Annotated in this window: 25 protein-coding genes and 1 pseudogene; 14 read left to right on the forward strand and 12 right to left on the reverse strand. The window is 42.7% G+C overall.

The window, feature by feature from the left end:
- The 11 genes from BM100_RS23420 to BM100_RS14645 form a co-directional block, all read right to left on the reverse strand.
- On the reverse strand, window positions 1–324 hold a 324-nt coding region (locus tag BM100_RS23420; RefSeq protein ID WP_217648208.1), incomplete at its 3' end, for a hypothetical protein.
- Between the two features lie 198 nt (window positions 325–522).
- A complete protein-coding gene (locus BM100_RS14600) occupies window positions 523–1,605 on the reverse strand; it encodes a DNA-methyltransferase (protein ID WP_092512212.1) in 1,083 nt (360 codons plus the stop codon).
- Between the two features lie 106 nt (window positions 1,606–1,711).
- Window positions 1,712–1,912: a hypothetical protein gene (locus BM100_RS14605; RefSeq protein ID WP_092512214.1), complete on the reverse strand. Its 201-nt coding sequence runs from the start codon at window positions 1,910–1,912 to the stop codon at window positions 1,712–1,714.
- Between the two features lie 156 nt (window positions 1,913–2,068).
- The gene (locus BM100_RS14610) at window positions 2,069–2,764 is read right to left on the reverse strand and encodes a bacteriophage antitermination protein Q (protein WP_092512216.1); all 696 of its coding nucleotides are present in this window, start codon (window positions 2,762–2,764) and stop codon (window positions 2,069–2,071) included.
- On the reverse strand, window positions 2,764–3,771 hold the full coding sequence (locus BM100_RS14615; RefSeq protein ID WP_244590534.1) for a DUF968 domain-containing protein: 1,008 nt from the start codon (window positions 3,769–3,771) through the stop codon (window positions 2,764–2,766). Before BM100_RS14615 ends, BM100_RS14610 begins: the two co-directional genes overlap by 1 nt.
- Complete coding sequence (locus BM100_RS14620) at window positions 3,768–4,448, reverse strand: phage antirepressor KilAC domain-containing protein (RefSeq protein ID WP_092512218.1); 681 nt, start codon at window positions 4,446–4,448, stop codon at window positions 3,768–3,770. Before BM100_RS14620 ends, BM100_RS14615 begins: the two co-directional genes overlap by 4 nt.
- A gap of 4 nt (window positions 4,449–4,452) precedes the next feature.
- Window positions 4,453–4,797 (reverse strand): hypothetical protein, encoded by a 345-nt coding sequence (locus BM100_RS14625; RefSeq protein ID WP_092512220.1) that lies wholly within the window; start codon window positions 4,795–4,797, stop codon window positions 4,453–4,455.
- Window positions 4,787–5,851, reverse strand: coding sequence for a conserved phage C-terminal domain-containing protein (locus BM100_RS14630; RefSeq protein WP_092512222.1), 1,065 nt, complete (start codon window positions 5,849–5,851; stop codon window positions 4,787–4,789). The genes BM100_RS14625 and BM100_RS14630 overlap by 11 nt, the downstream gene beginning before the upstream one ends.
- Window positions 5,848–6,030, reverse strand: a complete 183-nt coding sequence (locus tag BM100_RS14635) for a hypothetical protein (RefSeq protein WP_092512224.1) — start codon at window positions 6,028–6,030, stop codon at window positions 5,848–5,850. The genes BM100_RS14630 and BM100_RS14635 overlap by 4 nt, the downstream gene beginning before the upstream one ends.
- A gap of 7 nt (window positions 6,031–6,037) precedes the next feature.
- Complete coding sequence (locus BM100_RS14640; RefSeq protein ID WP_092512226.1) at window positions 6,038–6,577, reverse strand: YmfL family putative regulatory protein; 540 nt, start codon at window positions 6,575–6,577, stop codon at window positions 6,038–6,040.
- Window positions 6,578–6,643: 66 nt separating this feature from the next.
- Window positions 6,644–6,871 (reverse strand): helix-turn-helix domain-containing protein, encoded by a 228-nt coding sequence (locus tag BM100_RS14645; RefSeq protein WP_092512228.1) that lies wholly within the window; start codon window positions 6,869–6,871, stop codon window positions 6,644–6,646.
- 78 nt (window positions 6,872–6,949) lie between these two features.
- On the opposite strand from BM100_RS14645, the pseudogene BM100_RS23620 reads away from it, so the two are divergent.
- The 4 genes and pseudogenes from BM100_RS23620 to BM100_RS14665 all read left to right on the forward strand — a co-directional run.
- Window positions 6,950–7,195, forward strand: a pseudogene (locus BM100_RS23620) (helix-turn-helix domain-containing protein); the annotation flags it as partial.
- 465 nt (window positions 7,196–7,660) lie between these two features.
- A complete protein-coding gene (locus BM100_RS14655) occupies window positions 7,661–8,749 on the forward strand; it encodes an N-acetyltransferase (protein WP_092512232.1) in 1,089 nt (362 codons plus the stop codon).
- Window positions 8,721–9,101 carry an ASCH domain-containing protein gene (locus BM100_RS14660; protein WP_092512234.1) on the forward strand — a complete coding sequence of 127 codons (381 nt, stop codon included), beginning with the start codon at window positions 8,721–8,723 and terminating at the stop codon, window positions 9,099–9,101. The genes BM100_RS14655 and BM100_RS14660 overlap by 29 nt, the downstream gene beginning before the upstream one ends.
- A 387-nt stretch (window positions 9,102–9,488) precedes the next feature.
- Window positions 9,489–9,692 (forward strand): hypothetical protein, encoded by a 204-nt coding sequence (locus BM100_RS14665; RefSeq protein WP_092512236.1) that lies wholly within the window; start codon window positions 9,489–9,491, stop codon window positions 9,690–9,692.
- On the opposite strand, the gene BM100_RS14670 is transcribed toward BM100_RS14665, so the two are convergent.
- Entirely contained in the window at window positions 9,664–9,891 is a 228-nt protein-coding gene (locus tag BM100_RS14670; protein ID WP_092512238.1) for a hypothetical protein, read from the reverse strand. The two genes, BM100_RS14665 and BM100_RS14670, sit on opposite strands and share 29 nt — an antisense overlap.
- Before the next feature lie 117 nt (window positions 9,892–10,008).
- Here BM100_RS14670 and BM100_RS14675 point away from each other — a divergent pair, with 117 nt between their 5' ends.
- From BM100_RS14675 to BM100_RS14720, 10 genes are all read left to right on the forward strand, one after another.
- Window positions 10,009–10,380 carry a hypothetical protein gene (locus tag BM100_RS14675; RefSeq protein WP_092512240.1) on the forward strand — a complete coding sequence of 124 codons (372 nt, stop codon included), beginning with the start codon at window positions 10,009–10,011 and terminating at the stop codon, window positions 10,378–10,380.
- A gap of 66 nt (window positions 10,381–10,446) precedes the next feature.
- Window positions 10,447–11,274: a YfdQ family protein gene (locus tag BM100_RS14680; protein WP_092512242.1), complete on the forward strand. Its 828-nt coding sequence runs from the start codon at window positions 10,447–10,449 to the stop codon at window positions 11,272–11,274.
- A gap of 91 nt (window positions 11,275–11,365) precedes the next feature.
- A complete protein-coding gene (locus BM100_RS14685; RefSeq protein WP_092512244.1) occupies window positions 11,366–11,626 on the forward strand; it encodes an ANR family transcriptional regulator in 261 nt (86 codons plus the stop codon).
- A gap of 16 nt (window positions 11,627–11,642) precedes the next feature.
- Window positions 11,643–11,873, forward strand: a complete 231-nt coding sequence (locus BM100_RS14690; RefSeq protein WP_092512246.1) for a hypothetical protein — start codon at window positions 11,643–11,645, stop codon at window positions 11,871–11,873.
- Complete coding sequence (locus BM100_RS14695) at window positions 11,870–12,469, forward strand: HNH endonuclease signature motif containing protein (RefSeq protein WP_092512248.1); 600 nt, start codon at window positions 11,870–11,872, stop codon at window positions 12,467–12,469. Before BM100_RS14690 ends, BM100_RS14695 begins: the two co-directional genes overlap by 4 nt.
- A gap of 41 nt (window positions 12,470–12,510) precedes the next feature.
- The gene (locus BM100_RS14700; RefSeq protein WP_092512250.1) at window positions 12,511–12,981 is read left to right on the forward strand and encodes a hypothetical protein; all 471 of its coding nucleotides are present in this window, start codon (window positions 12,511–12,513) and stop codon (window positions 12,979–12,981) included.
- Window positions 12,982–12,987: 6 nt separating this feature from the next.
- Window positions 12,988–13,323, forward strand: coding sequence for a hypothetical protein (locus BM100_RS14705; protein WP_092512252.1), 336 nt, complete (start codon window positions 12,988–12,990; stop codon window positions 13,321–13,323).
- Complete coding sequence (locus tag BM100_RS14710) at window positions 13,316–13,627, forward strand: hypothetical protein (protein WP_092512254.1); 312 nt, start codon at window positions 13,316–13,318, stop codon at window positions 13,625–13,627. The genes BM100_RS14705 and BM100_RS14710 overlap by 8 nt, the downstream gene beginning before the upstream one ends.
- An 88-nt stretch (window positions 13,628–13,715) precedes the next feature.
- Window positions 13,716–13,958, forward strand: coding sequence for an excisionase (locus tag BM100_RS14715; RefSeq protein ID WP_092512256.1), 243 nt, complete (start codon window positions 13,716–13,718; stop codon window positions 13,956–13,958).
- A complete protein-coding gene (locus BM100_RS14720) occupies window positions 13,942–15,069 on the forward strand; it encodes a phage integrase Arm DNA-binding domain-containing protein (RefSeq protein ID WP_092512258.1) in 1,128 nt (375 codons plus the stop codon). Before BM100_RS14715 ends, BM100_RS14720 begins: the two co-directional genes overlap by 17 nt.
- Window positions 15,070–15,098 lie beyond the last annotated feature (29 nt).

Genomic DNA, 15,098 nt, shown 5'->3' on the forward strand with positions numbered 1-15,098 from the left:
GATAATTAACCAGTCCCAGACGTGAGACCAGAATTCCGTGTCTTTTTCAATCATGCGCATATTCCACCCCATCAGAACAATGGGCGTCCGTGGGGTGAGAGAGTCGCCCCTGTGAGTTGAGTTAATAGAATGCCAGCCGCAATGTGTGGATACGGATGTGATGAGAGTGATTGCGGTGGCAGATATGGAAAAGGCCACGCAATGCGCAACCTTGGAATTATCGTCTAAATATCCCGGACTCTTGCGGGATTTTGAACTACCTAAAAATCCTCGGTAGTTGAACTTAGAGCTTAAAGTATTTATCTCCACGCCGGAGCGCTTCATCAAACTTTCTCATTCGGTCTACTATTTCTTGCTCAGATAGTTTTCTTGGCTCTTCATGAGAGTAAAGGTTCGCGCGAGCAGCATCAGCACGAGTGGGATACCTAGAAGTCTTCATATTTATCCCACCAATCAAATTCGTCTTTCATAGTTTGATCTCTATACCAATTCGAGGTGTTGCTCGAAATGGTTAAAATACAATTAGCATATTGATTTAAAATCAAATTCAGTATTGTTATGTGCTGCTTGAGTTGGATACTGCTCGAAGATCTCCTGCTCAGTTTGCTTAAACCGTTCTTCTTCCAGTTCAACCCCCAACACACTGCGATTTAACTTCAACGCCGCCTTCAGTGTTGCCCCGGAACCCATAAAGAAATCGGCCACCACATCCCCTTCTTTGCTACTGGACTGGATAATATGCGCCATCAAGTCAGCGGGTTTTTCGCAGGGATGTTTACCCGGATAATATTGAACAGGTGCAAAGTGCCAGACGTCGGTATAAGGCACTTCTGCCGTTACCGTGAACGAGCGGCGCAATAGACCGTATTCCTGCCGCAACTCGTCATACTCGCGCGACAGGGTAAGGTGAGATTTCATCAATTCATGGTGCGACCTGTTCAGCTCACCACGTTGGTGTTTCTCTTTAGCCACACGGTCAAACAACACCTGCAGCTTTTGATAATCCACCTCATTGGGTAACTGCCATTGGCTATCACTGAACCAGTGACTGGCCATCTGCTTACCTGTTGCTGCGTGAATTTCTTTCGCCGTGACACCTAATGCTTTTCGGGCATCACGAAAATAATCGATCAGCGGCTTAAATACCGTTTGTTTCAGTTCCCGGCATTGACGAAAATAACCGTCGCCTTTCGGGTGATAGGGGCCTTGATAATGTTCGGCAAAGATAATGCGTTCCGTTGCCGGAAAATACATTCGCAAGCTTTCTTTATTCTGCCTTCGCCATGGGCCAGAAGGTTTCGCCCAGATAATATGATTTAACACGTTAAACCGTTCACGCACCAGCAGCTCAGTATCCGAGGCCAATCGCGAACCACAGAACATGTACAAGCTGCCGTTGGGTTTCAGTACCCGCCAGAATTCAGCCAGTAATTCATCTAACCACGCAAGGTATGCCGTGACATCTTCCCACTGTCTGTCCCAGGCACACTCTTTTACCCGAAAGTACGGCGGGTCAGTGGCAATCAGGTCAATACAGTTGTCCGGCAAGGTTTTAATAAATTGCAGTGAGTCGTCGTTAATTAATGTGATACCACTTAAATTCACAATTGTTTTCCATCAGTCGACGCTGACTTGCTTGCTGGAAAGCCACGGGGTGAAGGCTGGCGTGAATCCACCAGCCGCCCATTTCACCGCTTAGAAAGTTATCTTATTAAGGACAACGCTTGAAGAAGGTGTCGTCGTCCCGGCTTTCCATCAGGCCAGCCAGACAAAATTGAGTTAAAAGTAATTGGCAACGTGCCGTAGACAGCCCCGTCAGGGTGGAAATATCGTAAACGGATGCCCAGCCATACACGGGCACGATTTCTAAAACACAGGCGGCGGCCGTTGTCATATCTTCATGTTTTAGCATGATAATTTAAACCTTTTGGTCAAGTTTTATGCGTGAACACACATGTAACTCTGACCAAGGACAACAGCAAGTCTTATGTTTATTTCGGGTATAAAAAAACCCACCTGTAAGTGGGTTCAATCATCATTTACAATTCTGGCAAACTATCAGAATTAGCTAAAATATGGCTGATTTCGGAGACATTTGCAAGTCTACTTGATCGGTTCTTCGTTTATTAATTTCCTGAAGCGCTTCCATATCCAGGCGTTCACATAATCCGACCAGAATCTCCCAATATTCGGTATAACGCTTTTTCCAGTTGTATAAACTCACCCCAGCTAAACGGGCAAGTTCTGAATTGGAATAAGGGGTAAAACTTTCTGAACGGCATATTCTGGCATGCTGTTGAGCGACCAACCACACTAATCCCATGAGTCTTGTTACCACCTTAGCAGATAGCTTCCGACCTGCCCGTTTTATCAAAAAGTGACTCCATAAATACCTGCATATTTCAATTTGGTGACGGTAATCCAAGTCATACCCATAACAGTACATCACCCATGCTAATTTGGATTCATTTATGGCCAATACTGCCCGACGCCATGAACTCAAGTGGTATGTAATTGGGCTAATTGGGGGTTTCGGTTGTTTGTTCATGCGAGTTTCAAGACAAAAAACCGGATCGGCATCCCTAATCACCCAGCGATTTCCAACCTTGATTCGTACCTGATTTCTTTTGTAATAATCCGTACATATCAATGGAGAATCCTCAAAGGCTGCTAGCTGCCCTTTAGTCTCACCTTCAATGTTCGCCAGTGCAGGGATAATCTGTGTACGCACGTAGGCCAAATCATGTAAATACCAACTTCTCATCACTTAATTGCCCCTATCCCCAGCGACCTGTCCAAAAACCGAAACAATAAATCGACCTGACTGCCGTGTTTATCCTCCCAGGCCACTCTGTCGCGGTGCAGTTCGTCATGGCATGTTCGGCACAGTGGCAAGCAAAACAGGTCATGCGCCTTAGTTCCCATGCCTCCCTGACCATGCCCGATAATGTGGTGTGGATCATCTGCCGGGCGCTGGCAAGCTATGCAGTGCTGGGATTTCACCCACTGCAGCCAGTGTTTATTGCGCCATGGCTGCAATTTGGGTGAGCGCATAAAGCTGGTGGGCGGTTCAGGGTCAATATCCGCCGTCAGTACAGTCTTAACTTGCTCGACACGCTCATGGATAATATCCTGTGAGGTTTGGGTTACCCACTTGATGTCATGTTCGCTGGTGATGCTACCAATGTTCTCATCATGATCATCCACGCGCTGCAGGGCGCGATGGCTGATAAAGGACGGCAGCAAATCCGCCACCCCGTGAATGACCGCCCAGCCAAACAATTCCGGCCACGTGACTTGATGATGGGATGGTAGGCGAAAATAACTCATAACGTTATACAGCACCCATTGATACCGGTTTTTCTCTGCTGCAGCCTGTATGCGATCAGAGCCTTCCCGACATTGGTTATCATGATGCCAGCACGTCCTGACCACGCTGTTATCAAGTACGGTTACCGTCAACATGTTATGGTGGTAGCCTTCCTCGTCCTCTGCCTGACAGACTGAAACCGTATGAGTGATATAGTGTTTCATTGCCTCGACACCGCCTGTTATTTTGATCACTCGTTCATGCTGAAAAAAAGGATGTAACCGCTTATCCTCAGCCAGCCACTGCCCTTCGGGCACCTGTCCAGATGGCATTGACTGGAGTGCTGTCGGTTCAGGTGCCAACAACATCCGGCCATGAAATCCATTCAAGAGGCTGCGACCCGGTTTGAATATCACCAGCCCCAAATCACGAAGAACATGCGGCGTCAGTAAATAATTCATGCCAGGCACCCCACTTTGTATTCTGCCCACAATCCTGCGACCCAGCGGATCCCCTTGGCTGTAAATCGGGTTTGTGTGAACGCATGGGCATTGGTGATATTGGTACCTGTCTTGACCTCAAATCGTTTTGCATCAATGTGGTGCTGGTAAGGCAGCATCGTGCCATTCAGTCGATACATGATCCGCTTATCCAGCAGGAATCCGCGAAATTCCGGCTCCTTCACCTCAATCAACTTGCACACCTGTCGGAATGTCATTGAGCCGTTCGCGTTAACATACCGATCAACAAACGCCACTTTGGGAGCGGCTGCAGCCAATTGAGATTCCAGCGCCTGATTGTGTTCAGCTAAATCGGCGGCTAACCGCAATGCATCGGGTAACGTCTGAGGGATATGGGTTACTTGATGTTGTTCCAATGCCTGCCAGCGATCGACCAGCCGGGCGGTAAACTCAGGAGAGAGTTGGGCAACAATCACGTAACTGTCCCGTTTCCCTATCCGGTATTCATCAATGGCTTGGTTCTGGTGATTTCTGACTTCCACCAATGGTGGATGTTGAATAATTCCCCGTTCTGCCAGGCGCTCAATGGTTCTTTTCACGGAGTCATGGCGGGATTCCACTAAATCCGCTATTTCCCTGCTCGACATGGTTAAGTTGTGCGCGAGTAAATTGGTCATGTTGTCACTTCCCTATCCGAGCTTTAGCCAGTAATGCATCAAAACGCTTTAACAACAGGTTGCCTTCCGGTATCGGCCGACGTCGTTGGTGTAACGCGTCCCGGCTCGCTTTTAACCTTTCCCAATATTCCGTCATGATGTGATCTGCTCCCTGAACAACACGATAAACTCGTGCTCCCCGCTCACGGGTACCACTAACTTCCACTGCCCCAATAGCAATCAATCTGCACAGGCTGCCCGTGGCGGTGCCGATGGGTATCCCGAACTTCTCGGTGACCATCCGTGAGGTAAATCCATCATGCCGCTTAAACTGCTGAACAATGCGATGGGGTATGGGGTTATTGCGCATCCTTCCCTCCTTGCTCTTTCGCTGCCTGCACTGCCGCCTGCTGCCAAATGCCTCGCCATGCAGCCAAGCCCGCTATCTCGCTCATGCGACCAATGCCCGCCTTGCGTGCCAGTTGTGCCGCCAGCTCTTGAATGCGGTTTGCAGGTTTCCAGCCGGTTGAAAACAGTTGCCGGAACGTAGTGTCACGCTCTACGGTGTCAATGGTGATGGCAGTTTCTCCGGCCTTCAACCAGCGACCGTTAACACAGGCCGGACGCCCTTTTTTGTGCCATTTACAGGCCTTATCGAAATACTCCGGGCAGTTCTCTGGACTGAACAGAGTTTTCAGTCGCAGATACTCACTCATCCTGTCATCGTTCGCCCACTTGGCCGTCAGGTAATCCGTGACCAGCATCAGGTCTTCCATCACGTAGCCCTCCCTCAATCGAGCACGGATATATCCCAAGGTAGTTTTACCCTCGCGGTAACGGGAACCTGTCACTTGATTGAAATAATTCAACACCTGCTGGGCGGGGTCGGGTTCCTCGAGAACCTGACAAGAGTTCTCTGCAGTAGTCTCTGTAGTAATCTCTGTTGTATTCTCTGTAAGATCAGGCCAATTTGACCCGTTCAGAGCAGCGCAATCTGACCCGTTTGATCGTTTCATTTTGCGCTTATCGATAAGGTCATTTTGACCTGTTCGACGATGAGATTTTGAGTCATTCGACGGGGTCATTTTGACCTCATCGTTCAGCAACGCATGTTCATAATTTATCGAATAATAATTTGTGCGGTCATGATTGGATTTGTTGATCTGCTCAATGCGCAATACGTTCATCTTTTTCAAATTGGCAAACGCGCGTTTAATGGTGGACTCCGAGAAGAACGGGAACTGCTCCTGCCATTTTTCAATGGTGTTGTAGATCCAGCGCCGTCCGTTAGCGTCGATGCCTGACTCGGTTTCGGTCAACCAGTATTGCAACTGCTGCAGAACAATCGCCTCATTCAATCCCAGCCGTACCGCTAACTCAGGATTTACCACCAATGGGCGGCTTTTTAACAATAGCGAACTCATACCCTCCCCCCATTGCCCCGTTCTCTGTATTCCCCCACAGCCCATTGCACAAAACTGTGGTTGGTCGGTTCCCATTTACCCAGTATTCTTATTTCATAACGAAACGGCACTGACCCACTGCCGGGGGTGAAGCGACAACGAATTTGCGCCATCCCCGTATTTTTGGTTAAACTGTCCATGCGTTAATTACTCCACACATTGTTTTTGGCGCACTGACGCCTCAGACCGCGAATCTGGGGCGTTACCTTTTTCGGATGGGCAAAAATAACGATAAGACAGGCTGAGATACCCCAATGTCAGCACCTGCAGTTGTTCACCGATATAATTCAATTCTTCCCGTTCTTGTTGATCAATCACACCATCCGCCGTGAATTCATTCCAGCGATGCGCCAACTCCCCCATTTTTCCAACCAATTCATGAAATTTGGCGGCGATATCTTCCCTATCCACTTCCACCTCTGGGGACGGAACAAACACGCCACCCGCCCGTCTTGCCATTTCTTCCACCAGCAATAACTCACCACAAGCACGCTGAATAACCTCAGCAAATCCGACAGGAAAGACTTGGTCCCCCTCATCACGCAGGCGGTTATAGACCGAGTTTTCGGTGATCCCCAACCATTCAGCCGCTTCCTTATAACCTCCTGACAGTTTTGTGATCATTTGTTTAACCACTCTCGAATACCATTGAGGCTGTTTTTCGATATGCCAATGTTCATGTTTCATCCCACGGCTCCTTTTATTTTTTTGTGGTTTATTTATTTCAGTCTTCAATTACTCTTTTGATTGTGTTTATTCTGAAAGCAGTTTTTTTTTGCTGATATTTAGCAGCTCCTTCGCTTGATATTTACCGTCAGAAATTTTTTGAATTGTTTCGGCATAGTTAGTCTTTCCAAAGAACTCAGTCTTAGGGAGAAAGCCATTTTTTAACCATTTATACACTGCTCTTTCGCTGATCCCGCAAGCGCGAGCCACTTTGGTGATACCAATACTTTTTATTGGCTCCCTCAAAGATCGCATACCAACCTCATAATTCGTACTTTTGGTACATATTATGATTGAACTGAAAGTTTTTTCAAGTGAGCTATCATCGTACTTATGGTACAGACAGAAGAAACGCGTAAACAATTCTCCCAACGACTGGCGCAAGCCTGTGAGCAGGCTGGTCTCAATGAACATGGTCGGGGAGCAGCGATAGTTAGAGCTTTAGGGGTATCATCTAAGGCAGTGAGTAAGTGGTTTAATGCAGAATCTTTACCCAGACAGGAAAAGATGAATTCACTCGCTGATTACCTCAATGTCGACATCGTCTGGTTGCAACATGGTATTGATAATGCCAGCGATAACGCTCGCCCAGAGAAAATACAGGCTGTTAAGCCAGCAGTTAGACAACTAACAAAGGAACAAGAAGAATTATTAGAGCTATTCGATCGTTTGCCAGCAGAAGAGGCAAAGCGCTTTTTAAAAGAAATGCAGATAAAAGCAGCTCATTTTGATGCAATTTTCGCCGAGATGTTGGCGAAACGTGGCAATAAAGCAAGTTAACAAAAGAATTTTCATCTGTAAATCATAACGTTAAGAAATGTTATACTGATCATATTTTTTAATATAGGCCGTGCCTTGCGGCCATTTACTCTCTGTAACACTTCAATAATTCCATCCCAAAATAGTCAGTTATGTAATTACATGCATAATTCACAATTTAAGCAATTTCTGATCAAAATATTTGTAATAGTGTTTTATCGTATGAAATCTATGATGTTTTCTAACTAATGGCTTTTACTTTACCGTATTCTAAAGGGTCAAATAATGGACAATTTAAAATATATTCCATTTCGTGATGTTAATTTTAATGATAGCTTTTTTGACTCCCTAAAATCAGACTATCAACATGGTTTTATTGAATGGGTTAATAAAAAAATCAATGATACAACCCAATTTTCATATGTCTTGTTCGATGAAAACAATAAAATTGATGGATTCATGTATCTTAAAATAGAAATGGGTATAGTAAATGATGTAACTCCTAATCTGTCAAAATCTAAGCACCTAAAAATTGGAACATTTAAATTCAACCCACGAGGTACTCTTAGAGGACAACGATTTATAAAAAAAGTATTTGACCACGCCATTAATGAAAAAGTTGATGATATATATGTAACTATATTTGATAAACATCAGTATCTTATCAAATTATTTATTATCTATGGATTCCAAGTATATGGTTCCAAACCATCTAAAAATGGTAAAGAGTGTGTTCTTGTAAGAGAAATGAAAACATTTCGCCTCACAACAAATGAATCTAATTGTTTAATAAATTATCCATATATAATCAACTCAAGCAGTTATAATAAATATTTGTTATCAATTTATCCAGAATTTCACACTCGGCTTTTCCCAGATTCTAAGTTGGTAAACGAATCTCCAGATATTTTAAAAGACGTTTCTCATTCAAATAGCATAAGAAAAATCTATATATGTGCAATTTCTAATGCGCTAAAGATACGTACTAATGATCAAATAGTTATATACAGAACAACCGATAGCAAGGGCCCTGCTCACTATCGTTCGGTAGTAACATCCATATGTATCGTAGAGTCAGTAACACATATCAACTCTTTTCAGAATGAAGATGATTTTGTGAATTTTTGTAAAAAATATTCTGTATTTTCAGAAGAAGAGCTCAGACAATACTACAAACTTAAAAGATACCCATACGTTATCAGCTTTACATATAATTTAGCCCTGCCAAAACGCATAACTAGAGCTACACTAATTGAAGTTGTGGGGTTAAATCCAGATGAACGTTGGAGTATAATCAAGCTAACGGATGAGAAGTTTAATAAAATTATAGAGCTGAGTAATGTAGATGAAAGTATTATTATCAATAAAACCTGAATTCGCTGAAAAAATATTAAATGGCACTAAAAAGTACGAGTTCAGAAAAGGTATCTTTAAAAACACTTCCGTTCGCTCAGTTGTGATTTACGCAACAAAACCTGTTGGTCGAATAGTAGGTGAGTTTGATATTGAAACCATTATAGAAGATGCCCCAGAAGCAGTATGGTATAAAACTTACGAATATGCTGGTATTAGCAAACAATTTTTTGATTCTTATTTCTTCAAAAAGAAAAAGGCTTTCGCTATCCAAATTGGCAAGGTAAAAAAATATAGCACTCCTATCCCGTTGGATGAATTTGGACATAATATTGTTGCCCCCCAGTCCTACAGATACCTGCCTTCATACTGATTGCCCCAATAGGGGCTTTTTACACCTTACAGATAAATTTGTGACTATAATCACAATACCTCACCGGCGTAAAAATTTATTTCATTGTTAATCAATTTGTTATACCAAAAGTACGATAATTTAATTTAAATACGTACTTTTGGTACTTGTAAAATTCGTACTTTTGGTTCAAAATTAACTCGTAGGGTACTGAAGCACTTTGCGGCTGATCAGATTTCCAGTCCAGCACCAGGGGGAACGACGCTTTCGTTCTTATTGGTCAGCCGCACTTTTTAGCTCTTATAGATAAGGTCACTGGTTTGTTTCTTTTGTCACTCGGCACTCTCGGTAGCTGGTGGCCTTATCTGTAAGTGTGGAGTAGTTAAAAACAGTGTGGAGTAATTGACTATGGAAATTAAATTATTGGTAGATGAAAAGGTGATCACTACATATACAGAAGGTGAATCACCTATCAGATTTCTAGCTGACATATTCACTGCTATGGCAGTGGCGGATGAAGAAGCTCAAAAGGCTAAAAGCATCGCTAGAAAAAAACGCCTTATGGAGCTTACTGATCGATGGCTTAAAACGGATCACTCAGGTCAGCACTAATAGGATCAAGTAACCTAATCATTTGGGCTGAGATTGATTTTTTTTGTACGTCAACTGAACTGCTATTTAATTTGTATTTGAGGTTATTGATATCCTCCCGGTACACATCGGCAGGCGTGTTTTCAAGTAAGGCAACAGATACGAAGCTAATAGCGCGTTCAATAGCTTCTAGGCGAGCTTCTAAAGAATCATTTTTCATTATCTTTTCTCTTGGTTGTTGTGGTGACTTCCAAGAATACCACCACCGCCTGAGGTGGTAAAACAACCAGGCATTAATTCACGTGTGGAGTAATAACGATAACCGACGGAGGTTAGCATGAGTGAAAGTAGAGCAACGGTAGTACCGGATTTTTTATCCGAACTGGATGGCGGCGTATTCGAAAATAAACTGTCCGCATCATTAAACGCAGTTGCACTGGGGGTCATTAATAACGGTGGAAAAGGTAAAGTGATTGTTGAGATGGATATTGCCCGCTTGAACAATTCCATCGAAGAAAAGCGCGTCATGATTTCCCATAAATTGAAATTTACCGCACCGACACCACGCGGAAAATCTTCAGAAGAAGATACGACTGAAACACCAATGTATGTTGGCAAGGGTGGGAAATTATCCATCATGCAGGAAGATCAGGGTAATTTATTTTCCATTAATGGAGAGCCAGACGGAAAATTAAGAGCAGCGAACTGATTTAATTTATTCCTATTTAACTTTCAATATTCATTAATACTCAAAATAAAGAGTGGAGGTTTTATCATGTCTCAATTAGATAGCACAGCTATTTCTCAAATTCAGGAAATGAGCATCGCCGCTTCATCTCTGGATGTAATTAAAAGTGCTAATTTCCCAGCTGCCCTTATTTCAGAAAATTATCGCATCGAAAGTTTGGAAGAGTTTGAACTTCTTCGATATCGTTTTCGTGGTGAAATGAAAACAACCAGTATTGATGATTTCGTCAAATATTCTATTGGTTATTCTGGTGAAGGTACCCGCTGCTTTATTGATGCGGAAAAAATGCGGGCTGAATCTATTTTTAATCTGGGCACACTTTCCCGCCCTGACCATGCAGATAATACGGCCAGCGTCACCTTAAAGAAAACGGCTCCCTTCCGTTCCTTGCTAGATATTAATGCCCGTAAACAACGGCAAAAAGATTTGGCTGAATGGCTGGAAGACTGGCATGAACATTTAACCGCGTTCGATAGTGACGGCAATGTATTAGATATCAAAAAAGCAGTCGCGGCCATTAGACGCATTACCATTGAAGCTACACAGTCCCAAGATCATGAAGAGCACGACTTCAGCGGCAAGCGCTCGGTATTAGAGAGTGTCGAAGCCAAAAGCAAAGAAGTGATGCCTGCGGTGTTTGAATTTAAATGTGTACCTTATGATGGCCTGTCAGAACGCCGGTTTAAATTGCGCTATAGCATCTTGACCGGTGATAACGTTCCAGTGCTGATACTGCGCATTGTGCAACTGGAAGCAAAAGAAGAAGCGATTGCCGGAGAATTTCGCGATCTCCTGACAATTGAGTTTCAAGATGCCAACATTGAAACATTTATCGGTAATTTCTCAATCCGATAATGAGTAATAAATTAAGCGTCGTAATTGCGGCGCTTACTTAAAAATAATGTGTGGAGTAAATATCATATTTTTATTGCCATCTGGTGAATATATGACAAACGAACAATATTTTAATTTCGCCAATAAAGCTGTTTTATGTGAACAAAGTGAAAAATATATTCAAGCTGCTTTATTTTGGGGGAAAGCTGCTGATTGTGCGATGCATTATAAAAATAGAGGCTGGGCAATATATCGCAAAGAGCACAATGAAATTAGAAATACATTGCATATTCGTCACGAAGGGGAATGCAAGAAAACAACCAATCGAAAAACGGCTGTGGTGTTAAAGGCGCATATTGATAGAAATAAATAAAATACAGGTGAATATCATGAAAAACACGTTGGAAGATTTAAATAACCATCTCTTTGCTCAATTGGAGCGATTGTCTGACGAAGATATTTCCGGTGAAGAATTAGAAATGGAAATCAGGCGCGGAAAAGCGATATCTGGTGTGGCAGTGCAGATTGTTAATAACGGTAAATTGGCATTAGAGGCTCAACGAGCCTTCGGTTCTGGCGAGATCCCTGCAACCCCCAAATTTTTGGAGGCTCGGAAATGAAGAAAGCTCTGTTTTTCTATTCAGATGAAATGAAGCTGTGGATGAAGGAAAATTATAGGTTGGTACGACACCAACTTACAGATGCGTTTAATGTTCAATTTAACACGAACCAAAGCAGGGAAAGTGTTTGTGGACTACGTAAGCGATTAGGGTTACGTGTTAGGCAATCTGCTACATGGGAAAAAGGATATAAACCCATCCATACCGGCACTAAAGGCGTACTAAAAGCCACTAGCGGCTCATTCAAAGCAGGTCACGATGCGATTGGAAATAAGCGCGAGGTAGGAGCAGAACGTATTAACTCATGTGGCTACATGGAAATAAAAATCGCCAATCCCAGCGTTTGGCGACTGAAGCATCTGGTTATTTGGGAAGAGCATCATGGCGAACGCTCTAAAAACCACGTAATTACTTTTAAAGATGGCAATCCCCTAAATTGCCAAATTGATAACTTGGTATTGATTACCCGTACAGAGAATACCATTGTCAATAACACCAACAGAAAACTAAAAGCACCTGCAGAATTTAAATCGGTGTTAATCAATTTGGTAAAAATAGAACAGGTCATCGCAAGCAAGAGCGCCAATAACGCATAACCAAAATTAATACCTTTTAATGAAATTAAGGAAAAATAAAAATGAACAACACTGCAATTGATATAGCCGCAAGATTCAAAATGGCTTCAAAACTAGCTAAAAAAATGGGTGGAAATGAAATTACAATTAACTGCGATGAATTAATAAAACTTTGTGAGGCAACAAAGAAACTCGCTGAATATAAAGACATGGAGCCTATGGCTCATTTCATTATCGGTGGCGATGGATTTATTGGAGAAGCTCTTCACGAATATAAAAATGATTCTGACGTATTTCCCCTCTATCGCCATCCCAGCAAAGAGTCACTTAAATTTACTGCCGAAATAGAATTAACCGATTTCGTGAATGGAAGTAATGGTAAAGCGATAGCATATGGCAAGATATTCAATGACATTAAAAAACGTTTTTCAGATGGAACTGAAATAAAAACATCCCTGATAACCAATCCTGAAACCTATAAAACTGATGGGTATATAAAAACTCAAAACTCTATTTATAAAATTAGGGAGTAAAGAACAATGATAAGCATCGATAACGCACAAAATAATATTGGTTTGCCTGGGCACATTGACGATGGACGGGAGTGGGCAGATTGGTTATTGAAAAAGGCTGGTGAATGCAAGGCAACTCAGGGGATCCCATGGGTAAGTGTTCAGAAAAGAATGCCTGAAACCGATGAACCTTTTCCCACTTTGTGTCTTGTTTATATTTCCTTAGGTTCACCCCCTCGCGCAGATTTTAGCTACTGGGATGCCGACGAGAAACATTGGCAGCAACATGAAAACGATAAAATAACGCACTGGTGCTATTTGGAAGATATCCCCGCGCCAGTCATTGGGGTGAATCATGGTTAGTAACTCATTCCACCTCACACAGATAATAGCTTCGGCTTGGGGTGATCCTTCGGATATCACCGATGCAGTATGGCATGCCGGATACCGCAAGCCAGAACGGGAAGCAAAGGAAATTGCCGCACTGACTATCGACATTATGGAGGGAGTGCCCGATGGGGAGCCCTATTCAGCAAGACCAAAAAATCTGGATGATATTCTTAGTTTAGAACTGAAAAACATTGTTTTTGATACGGTGTGGGATGGAAAGGCGACGCCGGCGGGAGTGGCTCGAATCATTTTGAGGTGTGGTTATCAAAAGGGATAATAAAGAATCAAAACCATTAATCAAAGGCTGTTAAAAGTAGCAGCCCAATATTGTTAAGTTATCCTTAATTTAAGGTATGGGAAGAGCTATGGCACGAACTCAAACACTTAGGGAATGGGCTGAACAGGAATTTTCTGAACCAGTTCCAAGCTACCAGACTCTAATACGTTATGCAAAAAATGGAATGATTTCCCCCAGACCATATAAAGCCGGAAGATGCTGGAGAGTTGAACTAAATGCCAGATTTATTGGATTTATAGAAAAACCTATTATCAAGAAAAATGATGATCCCAGACTTATGAGGATTTTAGAAGATGGCTCGTCCACGTAAATATAATGTCAATGTCCCCGGCTTATCCTGTTACACCGATGCCAGAACAAAAAAAATCTACTGGCGTTACAAGCACCCTGTTACGGGGAAGTTTCATGGCTTAGGGGATGATGAAGAAGCCGCGAGAACCATTGCTGTAGAAGCAAACTCTCGTTTAGCTGAGGTCAAAATGACCCAGCTAATAAAAGTAAAAGATGAAATTAGCCAAAAAATAAGAAAAGGAATTTCAGTAACAAGCTGGTTAGATGAATATTTAAAAATTCAGCAAGAACGACTAAATGCGGGTGAAATAAAATTAAACACCCTAAAGCAAAAAATTGCTCCTGTAGAAGCATTCAGAAAGCACTGCGGTAATGAAAATATAGACAGCATTCAAACTAAAGATATTGCAATCTTGGTGGATGAATATAAAGAACGCGGGCAAGCGAGAATGGCTCAAATTATTCGCATGGTTTTAATTGACGTATATAAAGAAGCTCAACATGCCGGGGAAGTTCCTCCCGGATACAATCCAGCGAGAGCAACAAAAATGCCTATAAATAAAGTGAAGCGCCAACGCCTGAGCTTAGAAGAATGGGAAGTTATATTCAATAAAGCTGGGGAAACTCAGCGCTACTTACAAAATGCGATGTTATTAGCTCTGGTAACTGGTCAACGCTTAGGGGATATTGCTAAATTGCGATTTGATGACGTATGGGATGAGCATTTGCATATTATTCAGGAAAAAACAGGAAGCAAGCTGGCAATCCCTTTAGATCTTAAGTGTGAAAAAATAAATTGTACCTTACGAGATGTAATAGCGCGTTGCAGAGACAGAATATTAAGCCCTTACATGCTCCATTATCACCACACAACTTCACAAGCCAAACGAGGCGGTCAAGTTTCCGCCAATGCTATCACCGCAGGTTTCCAGAAATCCCGTGATAAAACAGCCCTAAAGTGGGATAAAGGCACTCCTCCTAGTTTCCATGAACAACGATCTCTGTCAGAACGTCTTTATCGTGAGCAGGGTATAGATACAAAAATATTGTTAGGGCATAAGAGTCAGGCAATGACGGATAAATACCATGATGATCGGGGTAAAGATTGGGTTATTTTGGTGGCGAAATAACGGTTATTTTTTGAACAGTTTTGCAGAAG

The organism is Xenorhabdus mauleonii, assembly GCF_900113945.1.
GTDB lineage: Bacteria > Pseudomonadota > Gammaproteobacteria > Enterobacterales > Enterobacteriaceae > Xenorhabdus > Xenorhabdus mauleonii.